The sequence below is a fragment of the Micromonospora sp. U56 genome (genome assembly GCF_018070095.1).
Classification (GTDB): Bacteria; Actinomycetota; Actinomycetes; order Mycobacteriales; family Micromonosporaceae; genus Micromonospora; species Micromonospora purpureochromogenes.
The window spans coordinates 55,290-80,255 of the sequence record NZ_JAGPYL010000013.1 but is presented as its reverse complement, the minus strand read 5'-3'; the positions used below and the strand labels follow the sequence as shown (position 1 = coordinate 80,255).

Here is a 24,966-nt window from a genome sequence, read left to right as displayed (position 1 = left end):
GGGTGGGACGCGCGGGTGTCACCGGCGACCAGCAGCACGTGCCGGCCGCTGCCCTCGAAACTGGTCAGCAGCTCGGCGCGGCGGGCGTCGGTCAGCGGCACGAACTGCCCGGCCAGGACGAGCTGGTAGCGGGCGTCGGCCGCCGCCCGCTGCACCGAGCCGTCCAGCCGGGCCTGCCGCAGCATCAGGTACGACCCGCCGGCGAGCACCCCGGCGGAGACCCCGGCGACGAGCACGAACGCCACCGTCAACCGGCGGCGGAGCCGACCCGGCGGTACGGCGCCCGTGGCCATCGCGCCATCCTCCCGTCATGCCGTGGCGAGCTTGTAGCCGACCCCGCGCACCGTGCGGACCAGCCGGGGCTCGGCGGGATCGTCCTCCACCTTGGCGCGCAGCCGCTGCACCGCCACGTCGACCAGTCGGGAGTCGCCGAGGTGGGAGTGGTTCCACACCCGATCCAGCAGCAGCTCGCGGGTGAACACCTGGCCGGGCCGGCGGGCCAGCTCCAGCAGCAGGCGGAACTCGGTGGCGGTCAGGGTCAGCTCCCGGCCGGCCTTGCGGACGACGAACCGGTTCGGGTCGATCTCCAGCCCGCCGACCGTCAGGATGGTCTCCTCGACGACGGCGCTGGCCCGACGCAACCCGGCGCGTACCCGCGCGACGAGTTCCGGCAGGTCGAACGGCTTGCGCAGGTAGTCGTCCGCGCCGCACTCCAGCCCGACGACCACGTCGATGGTGTCGGTGCGGGCGGTGAGCATCAGGATCGGCACCGCGCTGGTGCGCCGGATCTCCCGGCACACCTCCAGCCCGTCGAGGCCGGGCAGCATCACGTCGAGGACCACCAGGTCGACCGGCTGGGCCCGCCAGGCGGCCAGCGCGGCGCGGCCGTCGACCGCGGTGCTGACCCGGAAGCCGGCCCGCCGCAGACCGAGGGCGGTGACCTCCCTGATGGAGGCATCGTCCTCGACCAGCAGCACGCGGCCGTCCATGACGTCCTCAGGGTAGCCCCGGGAGGTCATCGGACGGTCCTGCCGCAACGGCCGGTGACGGGGGTCCGGTCGACGCCGGCCCCCCGCCCCGACGGCTGGTCATTCCTGCCACTGGTGCGCGACGTCGAGCACGATCCGGCTGTGCGTGCCGGGGCCGGCGAGCACGAACACCCGGAACGGCAGCCGGGCCCGCACCCCGACCGCGAAGGTGGTGTAGCCCTCGAAGCTGCCGGCGAAGACGACGTCGCGCAGCGTCGAGTAGCGCAGCACGTTCGCGGCGTGCTCGCCGACCCGGTACGGGACGGTGGCGACGTGCTGGTCGTCGTACGCCGGCGCCCGCAGCGACACCCGCAGCAGCGCGTCCCCGGCGGTGTACGGCGACAGCGCCAGCCCCTCGCCCTCGGTCCAGGTCTCGCCGTAGGCGACCGAGTAGCCGCTCACCGGGCCGGCGAACTCGAACACCACCCGGTCGAAGCAGTCGTGCCGACCGGTACGCACCTGAGTCAGCGGGGCGCTGCTGAGCGGGCCGGTCGTCTTCTCCGCGCTGCCCCAGGTGATCCCGCAGTACGGCGCGCCGGTGACCGCCCGGGGCGCGACCTGCGTGCCGGTGGTCGTGGGCCGCGCCCCCGCGGTGGCCGCCGTGGCGGCGGTGAGCAGGACGGCGAGCATGACCGCCGCCACCGCCCCCAGTGTCCTCGTGGATCGCATGGTGTCCTCCCTGCCTGTTCCGTCCGGCCCGGTGAGCCGGTTCGAGTTCGACGGTCGGGCTGATCCGCCACAGCCGTCCCACCGGGGCGTAACAGCGGGGTAACAGTCCTCAACGGCCGGTCCGGGCCGCCGGTGCGCAGGCGTCCGCGACGGTGGCCGGTCCCCGCGGCGACGCCACCGTCGGCGGCTCGGCGAGGGCGCGCAGCGGGGAGCAGAAGATCGGCAGCCAGGTCAGCGCGGCACCCGCGGCGCCGAGCCAGAGCGCCGTGCGGACGCCGGCGTACTGGCCGAGCAGGCCGGAGAGGGCGGCGCCGACCGCGATCGCGCCGAACAGCAGGAAGCGGAACACCGCGTTCATCCGCCCGAGCAGCGCGTCCGGGGTGCAGCGCTGGCGCAGGCTCACCCCGATGACGTTGCCGATCCCGGTGCGCCAGGCGGTGGCCAGCCAGCCGAACCCGGCCAGCCAGAGCGCCGGACCGGTGTCCAGCAGCGGCACCAGCGCGCCCAGCGGCGCCACGATCAGCCCGGGCAGCCAGAGCGCCCGACCGTGGCCGATCCGGTCCGCCAGCGGCCGGGCGGTCACCGCCCCGAGCAGCGCCCCGACCCCGCCGGCGCCGAGGAACAGCCCGAGCGCCCCGGCGCCGAGCCCCAGCTCGCGGAGGAAGACCACCGGCAGCATGGTGGTGATCAGGTTGACCGTGAGGTTGATGCTCGCGAGCGAGAGCACCAGCGGCCGCAGCAGCGGGTTGCCCAGCACGTGCCGTACCCCCTCGGCGAGCTGGCGGCCGAAGCCGTCGCGCCAGCCGGCCTGCCGGGCCGGCGCGGCGTCCGGTCGCAGCCGGGTCAGGACCAGCGCGGAGACCAGGTACGCGAGGGCGTTGAGCACCAGGGCCACCGGCGCGCTGAGCAGCTGCACCAGGAATCCGCCGAGGGCCCGCCCACCGATCTGGATGGTCGCGCCGGTGCTCACCAGCAGCGAGTTCGCCGCCACCAGCCGGTCCCGGCCGACCACCGCCGGCAGGTAGCTCTGCTCGGCGACGTCGAAGAAGACCGTGCCGGCCCCGGCGAGCAGGACCACGAGGTAGAGCTGCCCGATGGTCAGCCAACCGGCCCACCAGGCCACCGGGACCGAGGCGAACAGCGCGGACCGGACGAGATCCGCGAAGATCATGACGGTGCGGCGGTCGGCCCGGTCCACCCAGACCCCGGCGGGTAGGCCGATCAGCAGGAAGGCCGCGGTGCCGAGCACGCCCAACAGGCCCACCTGCCCGGGGGTGGCGCGCAGGACGTCGACGGCGAGCACCGGGACGGCCAGCAGGGCCACCTGCTGGCCGATGCCACCGACGACGCTGACGGCGTACAACTGACGGAAGGCGCGGGACCAGCGGACGGTCGGGCGCGGGTCGGTGATCATGCCGGTCACGGTGCCCGGACGCCCGGTCCGGGGTCGATGAATTCGGCCCAGGGCGAATCCGCGGGCCACGACGGGACGGGGGACGAGGGGTGCTGCGCGCCGCGCTGTCGGTGGCGGACCTGGCCAACACCAGGTTCGCCGTGTCGCCGCTGTGGGAGGTGGTGGCCAGCGTACGGATCGTCAAGAACCCGGCCGGCTTTCCCGCGCACCTGCCCTGGGCACGCCAGGTGGTGCCCCGGCTGGCGACGGTGCGGTGGGGCCTCCTGGCCGATCTGGTCCCGGTCCCCACGGTGGTGATCCCGTCGTTCGTCTGTCCACCGCCGACCACCACCGGGCCCACCCTCGACCTGGAACTGGCCGCGCTGACCGCGACCCCGCCGGAAGCGGTCCGCGCCTGCCTCGACCGCGATCCGGTGCCGCCCACGCCCCGCACGGCCGCCCTGCGCGCGGACCCGGAGGCCGGGCTGGCCGACCTCGCCGCGCAGATCCGCGCCTACGCCGACGTCGCGCTCGCCCCCTACTGGCCACGGATGCGGACCCTGCTGGAGCGGGAGGTGCTGCTCGGCGCCCGCCGGATGGCCGTCGACGGGGTGCGGGGCCTGCTCAACCACCTCGACCGCTACGTCTCCTGGGACGACGGCACGCTCCTGATCGAGCACCTGACGACCGCCGGGTCGGTGCGGCTGGACGGTCGCGGGGTGCTGCTGGTGCCGTCGGTCTTCACCTGGCCGCGGCCGTTCTCGAACCTGGTCGAGGCGTCCGGGCAGCCGACCCTGCGCTACCCGGCGGGGGCGGTGGCGACGCTCTGGGAACGCGCCGCGCTGCCGCCGGGGGAGGCGCTGAGCCGGGTGCTGGGCCGTACCCGGGCCACGCTGCTGCACGAGCTGGCCGTGCCGTCCTCGACGACCGAGCTGGCGCGCCGCTGCGGGCTGGCCCCTGGCACGGTCTCGCAGCACCTCACCGCGCTGCGGGACGCGGGTCTGGTGGGCACGCACCGGGTCGGCCGGTTCCTGCTCTACGCGCGGACCACCTCGGCGGAGGCGCTGCTCGCCGGGGCGGGCTGACCCGGGGGCCGCGCCGGCCGGGCCGTCAGGCCACCCGGGCCACCGCGCCGGCGGGCGGGGCGGGCACCGCGTCCGGGTGCAGGACGGCGGCGATCGCCTCGACGCCGTCGACCAGACGCGGGCCGGGGCGGACGACCAGTCCGTCGGCGTCGACCGCCCAGACCGGTGTGCCCGGGAAGTGCTCCGCCACCGCCTGGGCCTGGCCGACCGCGCCGTCGAGGCGGAAGCCGCAGGGCGTGACCAGCACGACCTGCGGCGCCGCGGCACGCAGCTCGGACCAGGGCACCTGCACCGAGCGGGCGCCGGGGCGGGTGGCCACCGGCTCGCCGCCGGCGGCGCGTACCAGGTCGGGGATCCAGTGCCCGGCGGTGAACGGCGGGTCGGTCCACTCCACCACCGCCACCCGGGGCCGTGGCCGGTCGCCGACCGCCGCCGCGACCGCCGCGAGCCGGTCGCGCAGACCGTCCACCAGCGCCCGCGCCCGCTCCGGTACGCCGGCGGCGTCGCCCACCGCGAGGATGCTCGCCAGCACCTCGTCCAGGGTGTACGGGTCGAGCGAGAGCACGTCGGCCCGGCAGCCCAGGTGGTCGAGGGCGTCGGCGACGTGTCCGGAGGGCAGGGCGCAGACCCGGCACAGGTCCTGGGTGAGGATCAGCTCGGGGTTCAGCCCGGCGAGCGCGTCGGCGTGCAGGGTGTAGAGGTCGGCGCCGGCGGCGAGCCGGGCCCGGACGTGCGCGTCGATCTCGCCCGGGGTCATGCCCCGGGTGTCCGTGCCGCCGACGACCACGGTCTTGCCGGCCCGGTCGGCGGCCGGCACCTCGCATTCGAAGGTCACCCCGACCAGGTCCCCGCCGAGGCCGAGGGCGTAGACGATCTCGGTCGCGGAGGGCAGCAGGGAGACCAGGCGCATGGCCCCATCTTGCCCGGGCCGCCCGCGCGGTGCGGTGCGGCCCCGATGGTCCGCCGGCCGGACCGGCCCGGCACCGCGGTCTGCGCGAGCACCGACCAGCCGAGGGTGACGCGGCGGGTGGCCGGTCAGCGTGGCGGTACGTCGAGTGACCGCGCGGCGGTGGCGCCGATCAGCGCGAAGGTGCTCCGGGCGGACTCGACGGCCTGCTCGCGCTGCTCCCCGTCCCACGGGTACCCGGTCACCGCCGTGCGGAACGTCGCCCAGTCCCGGTCGGGGTCCATGCCGTCGCGGCGCAGGAAGCGGGTCCATCCCGGTCCGAGCCGCCGCTCGATCACCGGCGCGACGATCCGGCCGCCCATCGCGCTGCCGAGCAGCACGTACCGGCCGCCGACCGCACGGGCGAGGGTGTCGAACCGGACCTCTGGCGCCGGCGCGGGGTCACCGGCCGGCGCGCCGGCCGTGGCGAGGGCACCCAGGTCGGCGCGGAGCAGGTCGGTGGCGGTGCCGAGCCGGGCGTCCAGGCCCAGCGGGACCCAGTCGACGGCGGCCAGCGCCTCCTCCACCGGCTGCCAGCCGGCCAGCATCGCGGCCAGCATCGCCGCCAGATCGGCCCGCGACCTGATCCGCCCAGGCAGCCCGAGGACCCGCTCCACCTCGCGGTGCGGGCGGCGCGTCCCGGTCCGTAGGGCGGCGAGCAGGTCCGGCACCGGCTGGTCCGACATTTGGGCAGTATGCCCAGTTCGGGGGCGTCGTTAACACGCGGTCGGCCGCTGCGCGGGACCGGTCGCGTCGACGCCGTACCCGTCGCCGGCCGGGCGGCGCGGCGCGCGGGATCGGGCCCGGTCCGGAGAACGGCCGCGGGGCGTCCTGGTCCCGGCGAACCGGGATTGTGACTCCGTTCGGCCGGTTGACCGGGAGATTGATACATGTCAGTGTTTCATTCCCCGGCGTGACCGCCGCGACCTCACCCCCGGGCCGCGAGATCCCGTCCACCCCGACCTGACCCCCGCCAGGGATCCGGCCACGCCCGCCGACCCCCACGAGGAGTTCGCATGAGACGTAGCACGCCGACGAAGGGCCTCGCCCTCGCCGTGTTCGCCGCCGTGACGATGACCCTGGCCGCCCCGCCGGCCACGGCGACCCCGCCGGCCGCCGCACCGGCCGCCGCCCCGCTCGCCGCCCTCGCGGCGCCGGACATCTCGGTCACCAACGTCCAGGCTCACCTGACCCAGTTCCAGACCATCGCCACCAACAACGGCGGCACCCGGCGGGCCGGTTCGGCCGGGTACACGGCGTCGGTCAACTACCTGAAGACCAGGCTCCAGGCCGCCGGCTACACGGTCAGCGAACAGTACTGCTCCTCCTGCACGTACCCGTCGAACAACCTGATCGCCGAGTGGCCGCAGGGCCCCGCCGACCAGGTCGTCATGTTCGGCGCGCACCTGGACAGCGTCTCCGCCGGCCCGGGCATCAACGACAACGCCTCCGGCTCGGCCGCCCTGCTGGAGAACGCGCTGGTGCTGGCGAGTCAGAACCCGTCGATGACCAAGCGGGTCCGCTTCGCCTGGTGGACCGACGAGGAGCAGGGCCTCAACGGCTCGGAGTTCTACGTCAACTCGCTCAGCGCCACCCAGCGCGGCTACATCAAGGGCTACTACAACTTCGACATGGTCGGCTCGACCAACGGCGGCTACTTCATCAACCGGATCACCTCCACCACCGCCGCGCCGCTCAAGGCGTACTGGGACTCGCTGGGCCTGCAGCCGGAGGAGAACGTCGAGGGGCAGGGCCGCTCCGACGACTACTCGTTCCAGCAGGGCGGCATCCCCACCTCCGGGTACGCCGCCGGCGCCAGCGCCCGCAAGACCAGCGCCCAGGCGACCAAGTGGGGCGGCACCGCCAACGCCGCGTACGACCCCTGCTACCACCGCTCCTGCGACACCACCAGCAACATCAGCGCGACGGTGCTCAACCGCAGCGCCGACGGCGTCGCGTACGCCATCTGGCAGCTCGCGGTCGGCACCGGCACCCCGACCAACAACTTCTCGGTGTCGGTGAGCCCGACCTCCGGCAGCGTGGCCCGGGGCGCGTCCACCACCGCCACCGTCAGCACCGCCACCAGCAGCGGCAGCCCGCAGCCGGTGGCGCTGTCCGCCACCGGCGCGCCCAGCGGCGTGACGGTGTCGTTCAGCCCCTCGTCGGTCACCTCCGGCGGCTCCGCCACGATGACCGTCAGCGCCTCGTCGACCGCCACCACCGGCACCTTCACCATCACGGTCACCGGCACCGGGTCGGTCACCCGCACCGCCACCTACAGCCTCACCGTGACCGGCACCGGCGGGTGCGCCGGCGGCCAGGTGATCGGCAACGGCGGCTTCGAGTCCGGCACCACCCCGTGGACCGCCACCTCGGGCGTGATCACCAACTCGGCCAGCCAGCCCGCCCGCACCGGGTCGTACAAGGCGTGGCTCGACGGCTACGGCAGCACCCACACCGACACGCTGTCGCAGTCGGTGACCGTGCCGGCCGGGTGCTCGACGTACACCCTCGCCTTCTACCTGCACATCGACACCGCCGAGACCACCACCGGCACCGCGTACGACAGGCTGACCGTGCAGGTCGGCACCGCCACCCTGGCGACGTACTCCAACCTCAACGCCGCCAGCGGCTACGTGCTGCGCTCGTTCAACGTGGGCGCGTACGCCGGCCAGACCGTCACCCTCAAGTTCACCGGGACCGAGGACTCGTCGCTGCAGACCAGCTTCGTCATCGACGACGTGACCCTGCAGGCGAGCTGACCGACCGGGGGCGGGGCGGGCCGCCGCCCGCCCCACCCCCCACGGCACGCGTTCGAACGGCCCGCCGGAGCGTCACGACGATAAATGTCGTACCCCCGGCTGAGCATGACGGCATGGCTGCCCCCGCGCTGACCCACCACAGTGGTCGACCCCGTTCCCTGCCGCTGCGCGAGCTGCGCACCCGGCTGACCCAGCTGATCGCCATGGCCGAGCTGACCGACACCGTCACCCTGGTCACCCGCGACGGCGACTCCCGCCCGGTCGCCGCGATCGTGCCCGCCGCCGCGGCCCGCACCGCCGCCCAGGCCCGCGCCGACGGTGAGCGCCTCGCCGCCGTCACCGCCGGTTGGGCCCGCCGCCTGGAGGAGGCGCACCGGCAGGGCGCCCGCCGGCACGCCGCGGAGCTGCGCGCGGTCACCGCCGCCCTCGCCGAGCTCTGGGCCGAGCTGGACCAGCGCGTCCCACCGGGCACCGACCGCGCCCTCGACCGGCTGCGCGCCGTCCACGCCGACCTGCTCCGCGACTGACCGGCCCGCCGGGCCGGCCGCCGCCGTCAGGGCGTGACGTGCGGGTTGCCGGCGGTCAGGCGCAGCGTGAAGGCGTCCGCGCCGCGGTGCATCACGACGTGGTTGCACGCCTGATGGGTGATCCAGAGCCCGAGCCCGCCCGGCGCCGCGCCCCCCGCGGGCAGCAGACCGGCGTACGGGTCGCTCGGCCCGTCGCCGCGGTCGTCGACGCTCACCACGATCCGGTCCTCGCCGACCCAGAGCCGGAACCGCACCGGTGGCCGCCCGTGTCGCAGCGCGTTGGTCACCACCTCGCTCACCGCCACGGCCAGGTCGTCGACGTCGTCGACCTTCAGCCGGCCGCGACCGGCCTCGTGCACCGCCTCGCGGGCCCGCGCCGGTGTCGGGTCGTGCAGCTCGACGGCCGGAGCGCCCGCCTGCAACGGGTCGGGCACGATCGGCCGGTTCTCCCGCAGGTACACCTCCGGCGGGGTGTAGCCCTCGTTCGGCACGTGCCGCCCGTCCGACATCGCCGTGCGCGGGTGGGTGCGGAGCACGTCCGCCAGCATCGCGGTCGGGGTGGTGCGGGTGTCGTACGTGCACATGCCCCACAGCGGGAAGTCGTCGTACGCGTGGTTGATCGCCGACTCGTAGCGGGCCCACCAGTCCCAGGTCGGGCCGAACGCGGGCAGCTCGCCGATGATGCGGATCTGCCCCGCTCCCGCCGCGACGTGGTCGGCCAGCAGCTGGCGGTACGACCTGATCGCCGCGCTCGGCCGGGCGTACACGTCGCCGCCATCGAGGTACGACACCCCGGAGTCCGGGCCGAGCGCCGCGCGCACCAGCGCGGTGTTGCGCTCGCCGAGGGCGACCAGTGTCGGCTCCCCGGCGGCGACCCCGCCGGTGAGGAAGGGCACCACGACGGCGAGCAGATCCTCGTCGGAGCCGTAGCAGACAGCCTCGTGGAAGTAGCCGTGATGCCCGGCGGCCGCACCGGTCCTCATCGCGGCACCACCGCGACCCGGACGCGGGACAGCCCCAGCAGCTCGACCAGCCGGGCGGCGGAGGTCAGCGGGGTGTGCAGGACCACGGTGCCGCCGCGACGGGCGGCGTGCCGGTGCAGGTGGATCAGGTTCCGGTGGTCGATGAAGCGCAGCTCGTCGGCGCGGACCACCAGCTCGCCGGTGGCGTCGTCGACGTTCGCGCGGGTGAGCGCGGTGTCGAAGACGTCGTGGTTGGAGGGATCCAGCTCACCGGCGAGGACCAGCTCGTCGCGCCCGGCGTACAGGTGGAACAGGGTGGTCCCCGGGTCGGCCGCCGGGTGCAGGCAGGCCAGCTCCTCGATCGCCCGCCCGTCCAGCACCCGCCGGTCGTACCCGCAGGCGGCGGACATCGGCCGGACCCGCATGAGGCGGTCGACCAGGTGTTCGTAGCGGGTGAAGGCGGCGCGCTGCTCCGCGGTGACCACGAGCGTCGTCGCGTCGGCGGCCACCCGCAGGCCGGCGTGACCGTCGGCCAGGGCCGCGTCGGTCAACGCGGCGTAGGCGGCGACCTGGGCGGCCGGGTCGACGACGTGCCGCTCGCCGTAGGTGTCGCGCACCGACACCACCTCCGCCGCCCCACCGCGCAGCGCGTCGCGCAGGCGCGGGACGCCCTGCCACCGGGCCACGGCGACGTCCCCCGGCTCCGCGGTCACGTAGCGGACCCGTTCGCCGGCGTCGAGGCCGGCGAGGAGGAACCGCTGTGCCCGGGCGTCGAAGACCGCGGTGTCGTCGAAGGTCCAGCAGACGTGTCCGGGCGGCACGGAACGCACTGATTCGCTGGTCAAGCTCCACGCCTCATGCCCGGAGTCTAAGCCGCAGCGGCGGGGTGCGCGCAGCCCGGCCGCCGCCCATGGACACGCCGGCGACGCCGCGGCTGCCGTGCGCAAGGGCGAATGTCCCGCGTTCATTGCCGGGGCGGCGCGGGCCGGCGCCGCCCCGGCAACCAGTGGCAGGCCGTGGCTCAGCCGGGTGTGCTGGCCAGGTCGGCCGGCCGCTCGTCCACCGTCGCCGGCCGGCCCATCCGGCGCCACGGGCCGCCCAGCAGCGGGGTGAGCACGACCAGGACGTAGGCGGTGCCGATCGTGACCAGGATGGCGGTGGGGCCGAACCGGTCGGTGGCCAGTCCGGCGCCGAGAGCGCCGAGCGGCATGGCGGCCCAGCAGCCGGCCCCCACCACCCCGTAGACCCGGGCCCGCATGTGCGCGGGCACCCGCTCCAGCTCGACCGCGCCGATCAGCGGGTTGATCGCACCCGCGGCGAGACCGGAGACTGCGAAGATCGCGACCAGCACCGGCAGCGGCGGCGCGGCGGCCAGCGCCCAGAAGGGTGGCCCGCCGGCGACCGCGAAGGTGGTGACGAGGGTGGCGCGGCGGGGCAGCCGGTGGCCGACGGCGCTGAACAGCAGCGAGCCGACCAGCGCGCCGCCGCCCATCGCGCCGACCAGCAGGCCGAACGCGGTGGCCCCGCCGAGCTCGCGTTCCGCGACCACCGGCAGCAGGACGCTGCTCTTCGTCGCGTCGAAGCAGTTGGTGATCAGCACCAGCAGCACCACCGCGCGCAGCAGCGGCTCCCGGACCAGGAACCGTACCCCGGCGGCGAAGTTCCGCCAGTACCCGCCGGACTCCTCCGACGCCGGCTCGGCCGGGCGCATGCCGCGGGGCACCAGCAGCGTCACCACCAGCGCGGAGACGGCGAAGGTGGCGGCGTCCACGGCCAGCACCGGCAGCGCGCCGATGGCCGCGACCAGCAGCCCGGCCACGGGCGCGCCGAGCAGTCGCGAGCCGCGTTCGGTGGCCTCGAACCAGCCGATCGCCCGTTCGATCGGCACCCGGGCGGCGGTCTCCGCCTCGGGCAGCAGCGCTGTCCGGGCGGTCTGCCCGGGCGTGTCGAGCAGGCCGCTGGCGAAGACCAGCGCGAGCAGCGCCCAGAACGGCAGGCCGACGGTCGCGTCGAGCAGCGGGACGGCGGCGACCGTCGCGCAGGACACCAGGTCGGCCACGACGCTGGCCCGGCGGTAGCCGATCCGGTCGACCACCACGCCGCCGAGGGCGCCGCCGAGCACCACGGGCGCGGCGGCGAACGCCCCGGTCAGGCCGGTCGCCGCCGGTGAGCCGGTTTCGGCCAGCACGTACAGCGGCAGGGCGATGTAGGTGAGCATGTTGCCGGTGAGCGAGACCGTGTGGCCGATCAGCAGGCCGAGCAGCGGGCCCCAGTGGCGGGGCGCGGCGGTCACTGCGGCCCCCGGTAGGCCTGCCAGATCAGCGTGACGGTGCGGGCGGCGGGCCGGTCGGGGTCGCTGCGGGCCTGCCAGCGGGCACCCAGCTCCGCCAGCTCGCCGTGCAACTCGAGCAGCTCGTCGGGGGTCAGGTGCATGGTCTGGTCGCTGCTGGTGGTGCCCCGCACCCAGTCCGGGTCGAGGGTGGCCTCGCTGTCGAGATAGGCCTGGAACCGCTCCAGGTAGCGCTGGAAGACGGCCCGGCGCAGCAGGTCCGAGGCGAGCTTGCGCTCCGGGTCGTGCAGCACCTCCACCAATTCCCAGCTGGTGCGGCTGTGCGCCGCCCGCCACCACCGTTCCCGGCGGTTGCGGGCGTGCTCGGGGGCCTCCCGGATGAAGCCGTGCTCGGCGAGCTTGCCGAGGTGGTAGCTGACCGACCCGACGGCCTCGTCCACCAGCTCGCTGAGCATGCCGACGCTCTGCGGGCCGCGTACCCGCAGCTCGCCGAGGAGTCGCAGGCGGGTGGGGTGGGCCAGCGCGCGCATGGCGCGCGGATCGGTCAGGTGCAGGGTCGAGTCGTCTTCGGACACGGGGACAGGCTAGACGTACAAGATGTGATGTACAAGGAGTCTTGTCAAACGTTGCCGGGGCAGATCCGGCGAATGGCTCAGGCGGGGCGGCGGCCCTTGAGGCGGCGGCCCAGCTCGCGGGCGATCTCGCGGTTGGCGTCGCGTTCGGCGAGCGCCTGCCGCTTGTCGTACGACTTGCGGCCGCGGGCCAGGCCCAGCTCGACCTTGGCCCAGCCGTTGCTGAAGTACATCGACAGCGGCACCAGCGTCACGCCCCCGTCGCGCAGCTTCTCCAGGATCCGGGCGATCTCCACCCGGTGCAGCAGCAGCTTGCGGGTCCGGCGGGGCTGGTGGTTGGTCCAGGTGCCGTAGCCGTACTCGGCGATGTGCAGGCCGTAGAGCATGAGCTCGCCGTCGCGTTCCTGGGCGAAGGCGTCGACCAGCGACACCCGCCCCTCCCGCAGCGACTTCACCTCGGTGCCGGCCAGCACGATCCCCGCCTCGTACGTCTTCAGGACGGTGTAGTCGTGCCGGGCCTTCTTGTTGGAGGCGATGAGCTTGCGCTCCGTGTCCCTGGACACGACGACCTCCTGCGGGTGGGCTGCGGACCGGATGCAGGATACCGGCCGGCGCCGCCGGGGTCGGCGGGGCGCGGCGGGTACGGCCGGCAGCTCCAGCCGGACCCGGTCGCCACCCGCCAGCCGGTAGGGTCGGCGGTCGTGACCGAACCGGACTTCCTCACCGCCACCCGCACCTCGTACGACACCATGGCCGCCGATTACAAAGAGTTCGTCCGCAACGAGCTGGCCGCCCGGCCGCTCGAACGGGCCATGCTCGCGGCCTTCGCCGAGCTGGTCCTCGCCGACGGAGGCGGGCCGGTCCTGGAGGTCGGCTGCGGGCCGGGGCGGATCACCCGGCACCTGCACGACCTCGGCCTGGAGGCCGCGGGCCTGGACCTGTCGCCGGGCATGGTCGCGCAGGCCCGCCGGGACCACCCCGACCTGCGCTTCACCGAGGGATCCATGCTGGAACTCGACCTGCCCGACGGCGCGCTCGCCGGCCTGGTCGCCTGGTACTCCGTCATCCACCTGCCCGACGATCGGCTGCCGGCCGCGTTCGCCGAGTTCCACCGGGTCCTCGCTCCCGGCGGGCACCTGCTGCTCGCCTTCCAGGTCGGCGACGAGCCGAAGCACTTCACCGACGCGTGGGGGCGCCCGGTCTCCCTCACCTTCCACCGCCGCCGGCCCGAGCAGGTGGCGCGGCTGCTGGACGCCGCCGGGCTGGACGTGCGGGCCCGGCTGTGCCGGGAGCCGCAGGAGTGGGACGGGCGGACGGAAGCCACCCCGCAGGCCTGCCTGCTGGCCCGTCGTCGCCAGTGACGACCGGCGGTGACCGGGCGACCACGACGGCTCGTATCCTTCTCCCGCGGATCCTGTCCCGTGGACCGAAACGAACCGATGAGGAGGTTGGTGTGAGCAGCCGGACCGAGACGTTGGAGTTCCAGGCCGAGACGCGTCAACTGCTGCAGTTGATGGTGCACTCGATCTACTCGCACAAGGACGTGTTCCTGCGGGAACTGGTCTCCAACGCCTCCGACGCGCTGGACAAGCTGCGGCTGGAGTCCCTGGTCGACAAGGACCTGGCGGCCGACACCGCCGACCTGCACATCGAGATCGAGACCGACCCGGCGGCCCGCACCCTCACCGTGCGCGACAACGGCATCGGCATGTCCCGCGAGGACGTCGTCTCGCTGATCGGCACCATCGCCCGCTCCGGCACGGCCGAGCTGCTGCGCAAGCTGAAGGAGTCGCGGGAGGCGGCCGCGCAGGACCTGATCGGCCAGTTCGGCGTCGGCTTCTACTCAACGTTCATGGTGGCCGACACGGTCACCCTGCTGACCCGCCGGGCCGGCCAGACCGAGGGCACCCGCTGGCAGTCCACCGGCGAGGGCACCTACGTCGTGGAGACGGTCGACGACGCCCCGCAGGGCACCTCGGTCACCGTGCGCCTGAAGCCGGCCGACAGCGAGGACAACCTCGCCGACTACACCGACCACCGCAAGGTCCGCGAGATCGTCAAGCGGTACTCCGACTTCATCGCCTGGCCGATCCGGCTCGTCACGCCCGACGCCGAGCCGGTCACCCTCAACTCGATGAAGGCGCTCTGGGCCCGGCCGCGCGACGAGGTCGCCGAGGAGGAGTACCGCGACTTCTACCGGCACGTCAGCCACGACTGGGCCGACCCGCTGGAGACCATCCACATGCGGGGCGAGGGCGTCTTCGAGTACGAGGCGCTGCTCTTCATCCCGACGCACGCCCCGTTCGACCTGTTCATGGCCGACGGCCGGCGCGGGGTGCAGCTGTACGTCAAGCGGGTGTTCGTGATGGACGACTGCGCCGCGCTCATGCCCAACTACCTGCGCTTCGTCAAGGGCGTGGTGGACGCGCTCGACCTGTCGCTGAACATCTCCCGGGAGATCCTCCAGCAGGACCGGCAGATCCAGATCGTGCGCCGCCGGCTGGTCCGCAAGGTGCTCGCCACCGTCAAGGAGATGCGCACCGAGCACGCCGACCGGTACCGGACCTTCTGGTCGGAGTTCGGCCGGGTGGTCAAGGAGGGGCTGCTGGAGGACCCGGACAACCAGCAGGCGATCCTCGACATCGTCTCGGTCGCCTCCACCCACGACGCCACCGAGCCCACCACGCTGCGCGAGTACGTCGAGCGGATGAAGGACGGCCAGGAGGAGATCTACTACGCCACCGGCGAGAACCGGGCCATGCTGGAGAACTCGCCGCACATGGAGGCCTTCCGCGCCAAGGGCTACGAGGTGCTGCTGCTCACCGACCCGGTCGACGAGGTGTGGGTGGAGCGGGTCGCGCAGTTCGACGGCCGGCCGCTGCGCTCGATCGCCAAGGGCGAGGTGGACCTGGACACCGAGCAGGAGCGCGAGGAGGCCGAAACGGAACGGGAGCGGCAGACCAAGGAGTACGCCGCCCTGCTCGCCTTCCTCGGCGGCGCGCTGGCCGACAGCGTCAAGGAGGTGCGGCTCTCCTCCCGCCTGACCACCTCGCCGGCCTGCATCGTCGGCGACCCCCACGACATCACGCCCACCTTGGAGAAGATGTACCGCGCGATGGGGCAGGAGGTGCCGAAGGTGAAGCGCATCCTCGAACTCAACCCGACCCACCCGCTGGTCACCGGCCTGCGCGCGGCGCACGAGCGCGGCGGCGACTCCGCCGCCCTCACCGAGACCGCCGAGCTGCTGTACGGCATGGCGCTGCTCGCCGAGGGCGGCGACCTGGCCGACCCGGCGCGGTTCGCCCGGGTCCTCGCCGACCGGCTGGCCCGCACCCTCTGACGCGACGACGGCCCCGGCCCGGTGGGGGAGCACCGGGCCGGGGCCGACTGCTCAGGAACCGACCCGCACGCCCATCGCCGCCCAGGTGGCCGGGCCGACCACCCCGTCCACGGTCAGCCCTCGCATGCCCTGGTACCAGCGCACCCCGGCCTCGGTCTTCGCGTCGAAGGCGCCGCTCGCGGGGCCGCACCGCTTCGCGCCGACGAACCGCTGGACGAAGGTCACGTCCCCGCCAGTGCTGCCGCGCCGCAGCGTCCGCGAGCCCGGTCTGCCCCCGGACACGGGCGTCGCCGGCCGGCCGCTGGGCACCGACGGGGCCGGCTTGACGGCCGCGCGCAGGGCCGCCACGGTACGCGGGCCGACCACCCCGTCGGCGGTGAGCTTCCGTGCGGTCTGGAACGACCGTACCCAGGCGGCCACGGCGGACCCGAACACCCCGTCGGCCGTCAGCCGGGCCCCGAGGCGGTGGGCGACGGCCTGCAACTCCCGGACGTCGCCGCCCCGGCAGCCGGCGCGCAGCACCCGGTCGCCCAGCCGCGCCGTCGTGGCGGTGGCGATGCCCCACGGGTGGCGGCTGTCCTCCAGGCTCCGCTGGTGGCTGACGCTGACGTGCAGGTGCTTGTCGTGCGGATTCGGCCCGGTGTACCGGGCCGGCCGGAAGCTGCGGGTACGGCTCCAGATCTTCCGGTCGTAGATGACGTACTGGGTGGACGGATGGCTGACGGCCTGCCGGACGACCAGCAGCGGGTCGATCCCGTCGACATCCACGTCCACCGCGTTGACCGATTGATCGTCATTGTCCGGATTGTGGTCCGAGCGGCGCGCCTGGTGACTGGCGTCGCCCAACCAGCCGTCGGACTTGCGGTCGCGCTGCGGCCAGCGGGTGTCTATCTCCTCGCGCAGCACCCGCAGCGCAGGCGCCAGGTGCACGCCCATCTCACTCCTCCTCTTCCAGCGCGGCGGCCAGGTCGAAGTCGACCTCGTCGCCGGCCAGGCTCTCCGGGTCGTCGTCCTCGGTCAGGGTGGCGACGAGGTATTCGGTGTCGGTGCTGACGGTGTCCATGAAGGTCCTCCCTCTCGCGGATGGCCGGCCGCCGCGAACCGGGGCGGACCGTGAGGGCCAGGGCGCCGGCGATCGGCATCTGGCGGCCGGCGGGTCCGACGCGACGGCGCCGAGGCCGCGCTCTGCTCCCTACCGTCCGAGTCGGCGGCCGGACTGCCCAGACATGAGTCGCCAATCAGCGGTAACGCTGACCGTCCGGCGGCGCGGGCCGCCGATCAAGGCCGCCTGACCAGCGAAGACGGGAGGCGAGGGCACCTGATCCGCTTCTCGGGGCGAGGCTTTCGGCCCAGTCGTGACGGGTTCCCGACCCGCCCTTGTAGAGCACCACCGACCGACCCGCAACTTGAAGGAGGACGCCGTCGCTCAGCCGGGTGAAGAACTTCACAAGAAGTGGGCAATCGCCCCAAACTGTTCCTAACGTCGTTCGTGTCCGCGATCGCGGACACCACGGCCGGTAACGCCTAATCCATGCCGCCGGCCGGTGGGACCTTGTCAGCGGGCATGGAGCGGGGGACCCACACGTTCCTCGGTGCACGTCACCTCGGGGTGAAGCCGCCCACGGGCGGCCGGGCTCCTCGGCCCGAACCCGACAGCTCACCTCGTCGGCGTGGAGGAATCCACATGGCAACTGAATACACCGCCCGTCACCGACGGGTCAGCTCGCGCCGCCTCGCCGTCGGCACGCTCGCCGTCGGTGCGGTCACCGGGGTCGCCGTCCTGGCACCGGCGTCGCCGGCCAGCGCCGCCAGCGTCAACTGGGACGCGATCGCCCAGTGCGAGTCCGGCGGCAACTGGCACATCAACACCGGCAACGGCTACTACGGCGGCCTGCAGTTCTCGCAGAGCACCTGGTCCGGCTACGGCGGCAAGAAGTATGCCTCCCGTGCCGACCTGGCCAGCCGCGGCGAGCAGATCGCGATCGCCGAGAAGGTGCTCGACGGTCAGGGCATCGGTGCCTGGCCGACCTGCGGCAGGAAGGGTGGCTCCACCAAGAGCTACTCCACCACCTCTGAGAAGGCGGAGAAGTCGCATAAGTCGCAGAAGCGCTCCGGCTCGTCGAAGGCCACCTCCACCGAGCGGTCCTCGCGGGAGCAGCACAGCACCCGCAGCCAGCGGCGCAGCGCGCCGGCCGGGACCGGCGACGGGTACGTGGTGCGGCCGGGTGACACCCTGTCGCAGATCGCCGACGCCCGGGACCTGGCCGGTGGCTGGCAGGCGCTGTACGAGCGCAACAAGCGCGTGGTCGGCGCCGACCCAGGGCTGATCTTCCCGGGGCAGAAGCTCAGCCTCTGACGCGTCACTGTCCTGAAGCAGCGGCAGACCGTATCGACGCCCGGCCGGCCCGCACCGGCCGGGCGTCGAGGTCTGCGCTCCGCACCGTCGGTGCGCCCGGCGCAATGTCACTCCGGATCCGCCGGGCGGCGCGCTCCGGTCGGTTGGTCGCGCCGCCGCCGGGTACCAGGAGCACCACGTGCCCGATCGCGAGCGCGGCCGACCGCCGACGTGTCCGTCGCGGTGGCGGATAGGGTTGACCCTGGTGTGCCGGGAAGTCTGGTCGGCGATGGATGACGCGACCCCTGCCGACGAGGAGTTTCCGTGACCGACGCCACCCGGCGCCGTACCAGCCTGTTCGGCCGACGCTCATGGCGCGAGACCAGGCGCATCTCCGCCATTCTCCGCAAGGAGACCGTGGGCGGGGGACTCCTGCTCATCGGGGCGTTGCTGGCACTCGTCTGGTCGAACTCGCCCTGGGCGGACAGCTACCAGTCGGTACGGGACTTCCGAGTCGGCCCGGCGTCCCTGCACCTTGACCTCAGCCTGGCCACCTGGGCCGCCGACGGCCTGCTGGCGATCTTCTTCTTCGTCGCCGGGCTGGAACTCAAGCGGGAATTCGTCGCCGGCGACCTGCGCGACCCGCGCCGGGCCGCGGTGCCGGTCGCGGCGGCCGTCGGTGGAGTGCTCGTGCCCGCCGCCATCTACTACCTCATCGCCGCCGGCGCAGGCGAGGGCGCGGCGAAGGGCTGGGCCATCCCGACCGCGACCGACATCGCCTTCGCGCTGGCGGTGCTCGCGGTGGTGGGCCGGTTCCTGCCCTCCGCGCTACGCACCTTCCTGCTCACCCTGGCCGTCGTCGACGACCTGCTGGCGATCGTCATCATCGCGGTCTTCTACACCGCCGACCTGTCGGTCGGGCCGCTGCTGGGCGCCGTGGTGCCGCTCGCGGTGTTCGGGCTGCTGGTGCAGCGCCGCGTCCGGTCCTGGTGGCTGCTGCTGCCCCTCGCCGCGGTGACCTGGACGCTGATGCACGAGTCCGGCGTACACGCCACCGTGGCGGGAGTCCTGTTGGCCTTCACGGTTCCGGTGATCCGTAGCGAGGCTGCCGGTGGACCGGATGCGGGGCCTGGGCTGGCCGAGCATTTCGAGCACCGGTTCCGACCGATCTCCGCCGGGGTGGCGGTGCCGGTCTTCGCGTTCCTCTCCGCCGGCGTCACCATCGGTGGTGTCGCCGGCCTGGCCACCGCCCTGACGGACCGGGTGGCGCTGGGCATCGTCGCCGGCCTGGTCGTCGGCAAGCCGGTCGGCATCATGGCCGCCACCTGGCTGGTCTCCCGGTTCACCCGTGCCGACCTCGACGAGGGCCTCAACTGGCTCGACGTGCTCGGCCTGGCGCTGCTCGGCGGGATCGGCTTCACCGTGTCCCTGCTCATCGGCGAGCTGGCCTTCGGCCTCGGCAGCGAACGGGACGGCCATGTAAAGGTCGCCGTGCTCGCCGGATCCCTGCTCGCGGCGCTGCTCGCGACGTTCATCCTCCGCGCCCGCACCCGCCTGTACCGGCGGGTGCACGAGCTGGAGACCGTCGACCGCGACCGGGACGGCGTCCCGGACGTCTACGAGTCGCAGACCGACGGCGCCGCTGGTCGGTGAGCCGGATCGTCTCACGGTGTCGATTTCGCTGGGCACTGCCGGTGCCTGTCACGCAGCGGTAGCAGTCCTGGCTCACTCGGTGGCGGCGAAGCGTTCGACGTTGTCGATCGGACCGACGACGAGGATGAGGTCACCGTAGGCCAGCACGGTGTCGGCCGTGGCGTGGGTGAACTCCGGTCGTCGTCCGGCCAGGGCCGCCTGGGGTTTGACCGCGACCACCGTGACCCCCCACCGGCTGCGTAGCCGGGACTCGCGCAGCGGCACCCCGACCACGTCGCGGGGTGGGGTGGTCTTGATCACGGCGAAGTCGGCGTCGACCTCGACATAGTCGAGGATGCGGCCGGAGAGGAGGTGGGCGACACGTTCACCCATGTCGTGTTCGGGTGCGACCACCTTGTGGGCGCCGACCCGGGTGAGGATGTGGCGGTGCTGGTCACTGATGGCCTTGGCCCAGATGTCGGGGATGCCGAGCTCGGACAGCAGGCTGGTGGTGAGGATGCTGGCCTGGATGTCGGTGCCGATGGCCACGACCGCCCGGTGGAACTCGCCCACGCCGAGCTGCCGGAGCGCCTCGATGTCGGTGGAGTCGGCGGTGATCACGTGCGGCAACCTGCCGGAGATCGCCTGGACCACCTTGGGGCGGTTGTCGATGCCGAGGACCTCGGTGCCGCGGCTGGCCAGTTCGAGGGCCAGCGCGCTGCCGAAGCGGCCCAGGCCGATGACTACCACTGGTTCGGTCGGTGTGTCAGCCAACGATCGTCCTCTCCTCGGGCAGTTCGAAGCGCCGGGTCCGTTCGCGCAGCGCCAGCGCGGAGGCCAGGGTCAGCGGCCCGATCCGGCCGGCGAACATCAGTACGATCAACAGCAGGTCCGCCTGCGGCGGCAGGCTGCCGGTGATCCCGGTGGACAGCCCGACCGTGGCGAAGGCCGAAACCGCCTCGAACAGGATCTGCTCCAGTTCGTAGGAGGTGATCGCGACCAGCATGAACGTGGCCGTCACCACCGCGCCGACGCCGAGGAGCGCCACCGCCAGTGCCTGTCGCTGGTTGGTGGCGGGAATCCGTCGGCGGCCGACGTTGACGTGCGTCTCGCCCCGCATCTCCGACCACAGCACGAACGCCAGCAGCCCGAAGGTGGTCACCTTGATCCCGCCGGCCGTGCCGGCGCTGCCCCCACCGATGAACATCAGCACGTCGCTGGCGAGCAGACTCTCGGGGCGCATGGCACCGATGTCGAGGCTGTTGAACCCGGCGGTGCGGGTCATCGCCGAGGCGAAGAACCCGGCGAGGAGCTTCTCCGGACCGCTCAGCGGACCCAGGGTCCGCGGGTTGGTGAACTCGGCCAGGGTGAGCACCAGGGTGCCGAGCACGAGCAGCGTCACCGTCAGCGTGACGGTGAGGCGGGTCAGCACGGACCACTGCGCGGGCCGCCAGCACCGTACGAGTTCGAACACGACGGGAAAGCCCAGGCCGCCGAGGATCACCGCCGCAGCGATGGTGAGCGTGATCCACGGGTCGGTGACGTAGCCGACGAGGCTGTCGGCGTTGGTGGAGAAGCCGGCGTTGTTGAAGGCCGAGACGGCATGGAACACCCCGTCGTAGACGGCCGCGCCGAACGGCTCGTGGTAGGCGGTGGCGAACCGCAGTGTCAGCGCCACCGCCACGACGGCCTCGCTGACCAGGCTGAACAGCACGATCCGGCGGACGACGCCCCGTACGTCGGTCAGGTCCAGGCTCTTGGTCTCCGCTTGGGCCAGGAACCGGGCCCGCAGTCCGAGACGGCGGGACAGCAGTACGGTGAACAGCGTCGCCAGGGTCATGATGCCCAAACCGCCGACCTGGATGAGCAACAGGATGACCACCTGCCCGAAGCCCGACCAGTAGCTGCCGGTGTCTACCGTGACCAGGCCGGTCACGCACACCGCGGACGTCGCGGTGAACAGGGCGTCGAGCAGCGTCGCGCGCTGCCCGGACTGGGTGGCTGCCGGTAACGACAGCAGTGCCGCACCCGTTGCGATCGCGGCCGCGAACGCTGTGGTGATCACCTGAGCCGGGTGCTGGAAGCGGCTGCTGCGCCGCTTCCACGCCGGTCTCCGGGTCAGCACCGGCACGACGTGCCCGCCTGTTCGCCCCGGACGGCGTACCTCGCCCGCTCGCTCCGCCGGTCTGTCAACACCACGGGACGGATCATCGCACGAACGCTGCTGGCGGTCACCGCATGATCGGCGCGGGTCGGTGCGTCCATCCGCTTGTGGCAGCTGGTTATGATCACCGGGATCCGTGGAGCGCCGGGAAGTCTGGTCGGCACCGTACCGAACCGCGCCCTCCCGGAGGTCCACCCCGTGCTGCTGCTCTCCTTCGCCGCTCTCCTGCTGGCCGCCGTGCTCGTGTCGGCGCTGGCCCACCGCACCATCCTCTCCACGGCGGCGCTGTTCCTCCTCGCCGGCTTCATCCTCGGCGAGGGCACCACCGGCGTGCTGCACCTGCGGGCCGACTCGCCGATCGTGGCGCAGCTGGCCGAACTCGCGCTGTTCGCGGTGCTGTTCACCGACGGGATGCGGGTCGGCTGGGCCGACCTGCGCTCCGCGTGGCGGCTGCCGGGACGTGCGCTGGGCTGGGGCCTGCCGTTGACCCTGCTGGTCACCGCGGTGCTCGCCCACTTCGTGGCCGGGTTGGCCTGGCCGGAGGCACTGCTGGTCGGGGCGGTCCTCGCCCCGACCGACCCGGTCTTCGCCGCCGCGCTGGTCGGCAACGACAAGGTTCCGGCCCGGCTGCGGCACCTGCTCAACGTCGAGTCCGGGGTCAACGACGGCCTGGCGCTGCCGTTCGTGGTGGTGCTGCTCGCCGTGGCCGCCGGCTCCGACGACCTGCACCTGGGGGACCTGGGCATCGAGCTGGCGGTCGGCCTGCTGATCGGCGTGCTGGTGCCGCTGGTGGCGATCGCGTTGGAGCGGACCCGCTGGCTCGCCGCCTCGGCCGCGTACGCCCCGCTGAACGGGGTGGCCATCGGGCTGCTGGTGCTGGCGTTGGGCAAGGCCACCCACGGCAACCTGTTCCTGGCCGCGTTCGCCGCCGGGATCACCGTAGCCACGTTCGGGCCGCGGGAGCGCGCGGCGTTCGAGCACTTCGGGGAGAACGTCGCCGAGTTGCTGAAGCTGGCCGCGCTGCTGGTGTTCGGGGCGCTGATCTCGGTGGAGTTCCTCGGGGAGATCTCCTGGACCGGCTGGGTGTTCGCCGTCCTGGCGATCGTGGTCGCCCGGCCGGTCGCGCTGTGGATCTCGTTCCTGCGTTCCGGACTCGGCCTGCGGGAGCAGGCCGCCGCGATGTGGTTCGGGCCGAAGGGGTTCGCGTCGGTGGTCTACGGGCTGCTGGTGCTGGAGTCCGGCATCGCCGCCGGGGACGAGGTGTTCCACCTGGTCGCGCTGACGATCGTCATCTCCATTCTCGCGCACTCCTCGACCGACGTGGTGGTCGCCCGGGCCTTCGACGACACCCGGGAGGTCCCGGCCTGGCACGGGGCCCTGCGCCGAGCGCGGCGGTCGGTGACGACTTCCGGCCGGCGCGACGATCGCGCCGGTGCGTCCCCGCACAGCGAGCCGGTAGCGGGCGACGGACCGGCCGGTGACCGGCCCGCCGACCCGACCGGAGATCAGGCGAGCGCGAAGTAGCGCAGCCAGAGGTAGGGCACCGCGAGCCCGACGGTGATCAGGGTGACCACCAGGCCGTAGCGGGTGAACTGCCAGAAGGTGATGCGGTGTCCGGCGCGTTCGGCGAGGCCGAGCACGACGACGTTGGCCGACGCGCCGACGGCGGTGGCGTTGCCGCCCAGGTCGGCGCCGAGGGCGAGGGCCCACCAGAGCACCCGGGACTGCTCGGTGTCACCCTGGGCGTTGACCAGCTCGGCGACGACCGGGCTCATGGTGGCCACGTACGGGATGTTGTCCACGATCGCCGACAGGACGGCCGAGCCCCAGAGCAGCACCATGGTGGCGGGGAGCAGCCGGTCCGCCGTGGCGTCGATGGCGGCGCGCGAGATCTGCTCCACCACGCCGGTGTTGACCAGGGCGCCCACCATGACGAACAGGCCGGCGAAGAAGACCAGGGTGGGCCATTCGACGTCCCGGCTGATCTCCCCGGCGTCCAGGCGGGAGAGCGCGAGCAGCAGCAGCCCGCCGAGCAGCGCCACCACCGCCGGTTCCAGGTGCAGGGTGGTGTGCAGGACGAACGCGGCGGTCACCGCGCCGAGCACGGCCAGCCCGAGCACGAGCAGCCGCCGGTCCCGGATCGCGTCGGCCTCGCGCAGCGCGGCGATCTGCGCGGCCCGCTCGGGGTCGTAGCGGAACGCCGACCGGAACAGCACCCGGCACAGGCCGAGGAAGACCACCAGCAGCAGCGCGACGAAGGGGGCCAGGTGGACGAGGAAGTCGTTGTAGCTCAGGCCACCCCGGCTGGCGATGATGATGTTCGGCGGGTCGCCGACGAGGGTGGCGGTGCCGCCGATGTTGGAGGCCAGCGCCTCGGCGATCAGGAACGGCACCGCCGGCACGCCGAGGCGTTCGCAGACCAGGAACGTCACCGGGGCGATCAGCAGCACGGTGGTGACGTTGTCCAGCGCCGCCGAGGCCACGGCGGTGATCAGGACCAGGAGCACCATCACCCGGAACGGTCGGCCCCGGGCGCGTTTGGACGCCCACACCGCGACGTACTCGAACGCGCCCGTCCGCTTCAGCACGGCGACGATGAGCATCATCCCGACCAGCAGGAAGAGCACGTTCCAGTCGATGCCGGATTCTTCCGAGAAGAACGCGTGCTCGGTGTCGGTGGCCCCGATCAGGAACATCACCGCCGCCCCGCCGAGCGCGGCGGCGATCCGGTGGATCTTCTCGGTGGCGATCAGGACGTACGCGATCGTGAAGACGGCCACTGCCGCCCAGGCCAGCCCGCTCACGGCGTACCCAGCATCCGGTCGAGCAGCGCGTCGAGGCTGATCCCGCCGATCATCCGCTCCCCGCTGGCCGCCACCGCGACGAGCGGGCTGCGCTTCTGGGCCATCACCGCGGCGATCTCCAGGACGGTCGCACGCGGATCCACCACCGGGGGGTCCGTCTGCTCGGGGGGGAGCAGGTCCGCCACCGTCCGCCCTTCCACCCCCCGCAGGAACAGGTCCGCCGACGGTTCGTCGATCATCCGGGCCAGGGTCGGGTCCTCGCGGCAGTAGCTCGGGATCACCAGGCGGAGCACCTGGGTGCCCGGCAGCACCGTGACGGGGCAACCGGCGTCGTCGACCACGATCAGCCCGGGCAGGTTGTGGCCGGCCAGGAGCCGGGCCGCCTCCAGCGCGGACGTGTCGACGGTGATGGTGGGGAAGGGCACCGCGAGATCTCGGGCTCGCACCAAGGACTCCT

At 73.3% G+C, this 24,966-nt stretch carries 24 protein-coding genes, 1 pseudogene and 1 riboswitch; of the genes and pseudogenes, 8 read left to right on the top strand and 17 right to left on the bottom strand.

Annotated features, from left to right (window positions below; translation table 11 throughout):
- The 4 genes and pseudogenes from KBX37_RS07770 to KBX37_RS07755 form a co-directional block, all read right to left on the bottom strand.
- Positions 1 to 293 (bottom strand): annotated as a pseudogene (locus KBX37_RS07770) (two-component sensor histidine kinase); the annotation flags it as partial.
- Between the two features lie 15 nt (positions 294 to 308).
- A complete protein-coding gene (locus KBX37_RS07765) occupies positions 309 to 989 on the bottom strand; it encodes a response regulator transcription factor (protein ID WP_210775238.1) in 681 nt (226 codons plus the stop codon).
- Between the two features lie 99 nt (positions 990 to 1,088).
- On the bottom strand, positions 1,089 to 1,697 hold the full coding sequence (locus KBX37_RS07760; protein ID WP_210775237.1) for a hypothetical protein: 609 nt from the start codon (positions 1,695 to 1,697) through the stop codon (positions 1,089 to 1,091).
- A 109-nt stretch (positions 1,698 to 1,806) separates the two neighbouring features.
- Entirely contained in the window at positions 1,807 to 3,111 is a 1,305-nt protein-coding gene (locus KBX37_RS07755; RefSeq protein WP_210775236.1) for an MFS transporter, read from the bottom strand.
- Between the two features lie 89 nt (positions 3,112 to 3,200).
- Here KBX37_RS07755 and KBX37_RS07750 point away from each other — a divergent pair, with 89 nt between their 5' ends.
- The gene (locus tag KBX37_RS07750; RefSeq protein ID WP_210775235.1) at positions 3,201 to 4,175 is read left to right on the top strand and encodes a helix-turn-helix domain-containing protein; all 975 of its coding nucleotides are present in this window, start codon (positions 3,201 to 3,203) and stop codon (positions 4,173 to 4,175) included.
- Positions 4,176 to 4,200: 25 nt separating this feature from the next.
- On the opposite strand, the gene KBX37_RS07745 is transcribed toward KBX37_RS07750, so the two are convergent.
- Positions 4,201 to 5,085 carry an ABC transporter substrate-binding protein gene (locus tag KBX37_RS07745; protein ID WP_210775234.1) on the bottom strand — a complete coding sequence of 295 codons (885 nt, stop codon included), beginning with the start codon at positions 5,083 to 5,085 and terminating at the stop codon, positions 4,201 to 4,203.
- Between the two features lie 125 nt (positions 5,086 to 5,210).
- Entirely contained in the window at positions 5,211 to 5,807 is a 597-nt protein-coding gene (locus KBX37_RS07740) for a biliverdin-producing heme oxygenase (RefSeq protein WP_210775233.1), read from the bottom strand.
- Between the two features lie 330 nt (positions 5,808 to 6,137).
- Between KBX37_RS07740 and KBX37_RS07735 the strand changes: the two genes are divergently transcribed.
- Both KBX37_RS07735 and KBX37_RS07730 read left to right on the top strand, forming a co-directional pair.
- Entirely contained in the window at positions 6,138 to 7,883 is a 1,746-nt protein-coding gene (locus tag KBX37_RS07735) for a M28 family peptidase (RefSeq protein ID WP_210775232.1), read from the top strand.
- A 113-nt stretch (positions 7,884 to 7,996) separates the two neighbouring features.
- Entirely contained in the window at positions 7,997 to 8,410 is a 414-nt protein-coding gene (locus tag KBX37_RS07730) for a type II toxin-antitoxin system Phd/YefM family antitoxin (protein WP_210775231.1), read from the top strand.
- A 26-nt stretch (positions 8,411 to 8,436) separates the two neighbouring features.
- On the opposite strand, the gene KBX37_RS07725 is transcribed toward KBX37_RS07730, so the two are convergent.
- The 5 genes from KBX37_RS07725 to smpB form a co-directional block, all read right to left on the bottom strand.
- Entirely contained in the window at positions 8,437 to 9,393 is a 957-nt protein-coding gene (locus KBX37_RS07725; protein WP_210775230.1) for a sensor histidine kinase, read from the bottom strand.
- Positions 9,390 to 10,217, bottom strand: a complete 828-nt coding sequence (locus tag KBX37_RS07720) for an MEDS domain-containing protein (RefSeq protein WP_210775229.1) — start codon at positions 10,215 to 10,217, stop codon at positions 9,390 to 9,392. The genes KBX37_RS07725 and KBX37_RS07720 overlap by 4 nt, the downstream gene beginning before the upstream one ends.
- Positions 10,218 to 10,393: 176 nt before the next feature.
- On the bottom strand, positions 10,394 to 11,665 hold the full coding sequence (locus KBX37_RS07715; RefSeq protein WP_307848991.1) for an MFS transporter: 1,272 nt from the start codon (positions 11,663 to 11,665) through the stop codon (positions 10,394 to 10,396).
- Positions 11,662 to 12,237, bottom strand: a complete 576-nt coding sequence (locus tag KBX37_RS07710; RefSeq protein WP_307848990.1) for a helix-turn-helix domain-containing protein — start codon at positions 12,235 to 12,237, stop codon at positions 11,662 to 11,664. Before KBX37_RS07710 ends, KBX37_RS07715 begins: the two co-directional genes overlap by 4 nt.
- 77 nt (positions 12,238 to 12,314) lie before the next feature.
- Positions 12,315 to 12,797: an SsrA-binding protein SmpB gene (gene smpB, locus KBX37_RS07705; RefSeq protein WP_210775228.1), complete on the bottom strand. Its 483-nt coding sequence runs from the start codon at positions 12,795 to 12,797 to the stop codon at positions 12,315 to 12,317.
- A gap of 138 nt (positions 12,798 to 12,935) precedes the next feature.
- On the opposite strand from smpB, the gene KBX37_RS07700 reads away from it, so the two are divergent.
- Together KBX37_RS07700 and htpG are read left to right on the top strand one after the other, a co-directional pair.
- Positions 12,936 to 13,595 (top strand): methyltransferase domain-containing protein, encoded by a 660-nt coding sequence (locus KBX37_RS07700; protein WP_307848989.1) that lies wholly within the window; start codon positions 12,936 to 12,938, stop codon positions 13,593 to 13,595.
- A 92-nt stretch (positions 13,596 to 13,687) separates the two neighbouring features.
- Positions 13,688 to 15,574, top strand: coding sequence for a molecular chaperone HtpG (gene htpG / locus KBX37_RS07695; protein ID WP_210775227.1), 1,887 nt, complete (start codon positions 13,688 to 13,690; stop codon positions 15,572 to 15,574).
- A 51-nt stretch (positions 15,575 to 15,625) separates the two neighbouring features.
- Here htpG and KBX37_RS07690 read toward each other — a convergent pair whose 3' ends face one another.
- Together KBX37_RS07690 and KBX37_RS35185 are read right to left on the bottom strand one after the other, a co-directional pair.
- Positions 15,626 to 16,510 (bottom strand): peptidoglycan-binding protein, encoded by an 885-nt coding sequence (locus KBX37_RS07690; protein ID WP_210775226.1) that lies wholly within the window; start codon positions 16,508 to 16,510, stop codon positions 15,626 to 15,628.
- Position 16,511: 1 nt separating this feature from the next.
- Positions 16,512 to 16,637, bottom strand: coding sequence for a hypothetical protein (locus KBX37_RS35185; protein ID WP_256440220.1), 126 nt, complete (start codon positions 16,635 to 16,637; stop codon positions 16,512 to 16,514).
- Between the two features lie 448 nt (positions 16,638 to 17,085).
- Positions 17,086 to 17,260, top strand: a riboswitch (cyclic di-AMP (ydaO/yuaA leader).
- On the opposite strand from KBX37_RS35185, the gene KBX37_RS07685 reads away from it, so the two are divergent.
- A complete protein-coding gene (locus tag KBX37_RS07685; protein ID WP_210775225.1) occupies positions 17,259 to 17,930 on the top strand; it encodes a transglycosylase family protein in 672 nt (223 codons plus the stop codon). (Overlaps the previous riboswitch by 2 nt.)
- Before the next feature lie 303 nt (positions 17,931 to 18,233).
- Positions 18,234 to 19,562 (top strand): Na+/H+ antiporter NhaA, encoded by a 1,329-nt coding sequence (gene nhaA, locus KBX37_RS07680; protein WP_210775224.1) that lies wholly within the window; start codon positions 18,234 to 18,236, stop codon positions 19,560 to 19,562.
- A gap of 72 nt (positions 19,563 to 19,634) precedes the next feature.
- On the opposite strand, the gene KBX37_RS07675 is transcribed toward nhaA, so the two are convergent.
- Together KBX37_RS07675 and KBX37_RS07670 are read right to left on the bottom strand one after the other, a co-directional pair.
- Positions 19,635 to 20,315 carry a TrkA family potassium uptake protein gene (locus KBX37_RS07675; RefSeq protein WP_210775223.1) on the bottom strand — a complete coding sequence of 227 codons (681 nt, stop codon included), beginning with the start codon at positions 20,313 to 20,315 and terminating at the stop codon, positions 19,635 to 19,637.
- Positions 20,308 to 21,663, bottom strand: a complete 1,356-nt coding sequence (locus KBX37_RS07670) for a TrkH family potassium uptake protein (RefSeq protein ID WP_210775240.1) — start codon at positions 21,661 to 21,663, stop codon at positions 20,308 to 20,310. The genes KBX37_RS07675 and KBX37_RS07670 overlap by 8 nt, the downstream gene beginning before the upstream one ends.
- A gap of 240 nt (positions 21,664 to 21,903) precedes the next feature.
- Between KBX37_RS07670 and KBX37_RS07665 the strand changes: the two genes are divergently transcribed.
- Positions 21,904 to 23,229: a cation:proton antiporter gene (locus tag KBX37_RS07665; protein ID WP_307848987.1), complete on the top strand. Its 1,326-nt coding sequence runs from the start codon at positions 21,904 to 21,906 to the stop codon at positions 23,227 to 23,229.
- Here KBX37_RS07665 and KBX37_RS07660 read toward each other — a convergent pair.
- On the bottom strand, positions 23,211 to 24,509 hold the full coding sequence (locus KBX37_RS07660; protein ID WP_210775222.1) for an SLC13 family permease: 1,299 nt from the start codon (positions 24,507 to 24,509) through the stop codon (positions 23,211 to 23,213). The genes KBX37_RS07665 and KBX37_RS07660 overlap by 19 nt on opposite strands.
- Positions 24,506 to 24,955 carry a CBS domain-containing protein gene (locus tag KBX37_RS07655; RefSeq protein ID WP_210775221.1) on the bottom strand — a complete coding sequence of 150 codons (450 nt, stop codon included), beginning with the start codon at positions 24,953 to 24,955 and terminating at the stop codon, positions 24,506 to 24,508. The genes KBX37_RS07660 and KBX37_RS07655 overlap by 4 nt, the downstream gene beginning before the upstream one ends.
- Positions 24,956 to 24,966 lie beyond the last annotated feature (11 nt).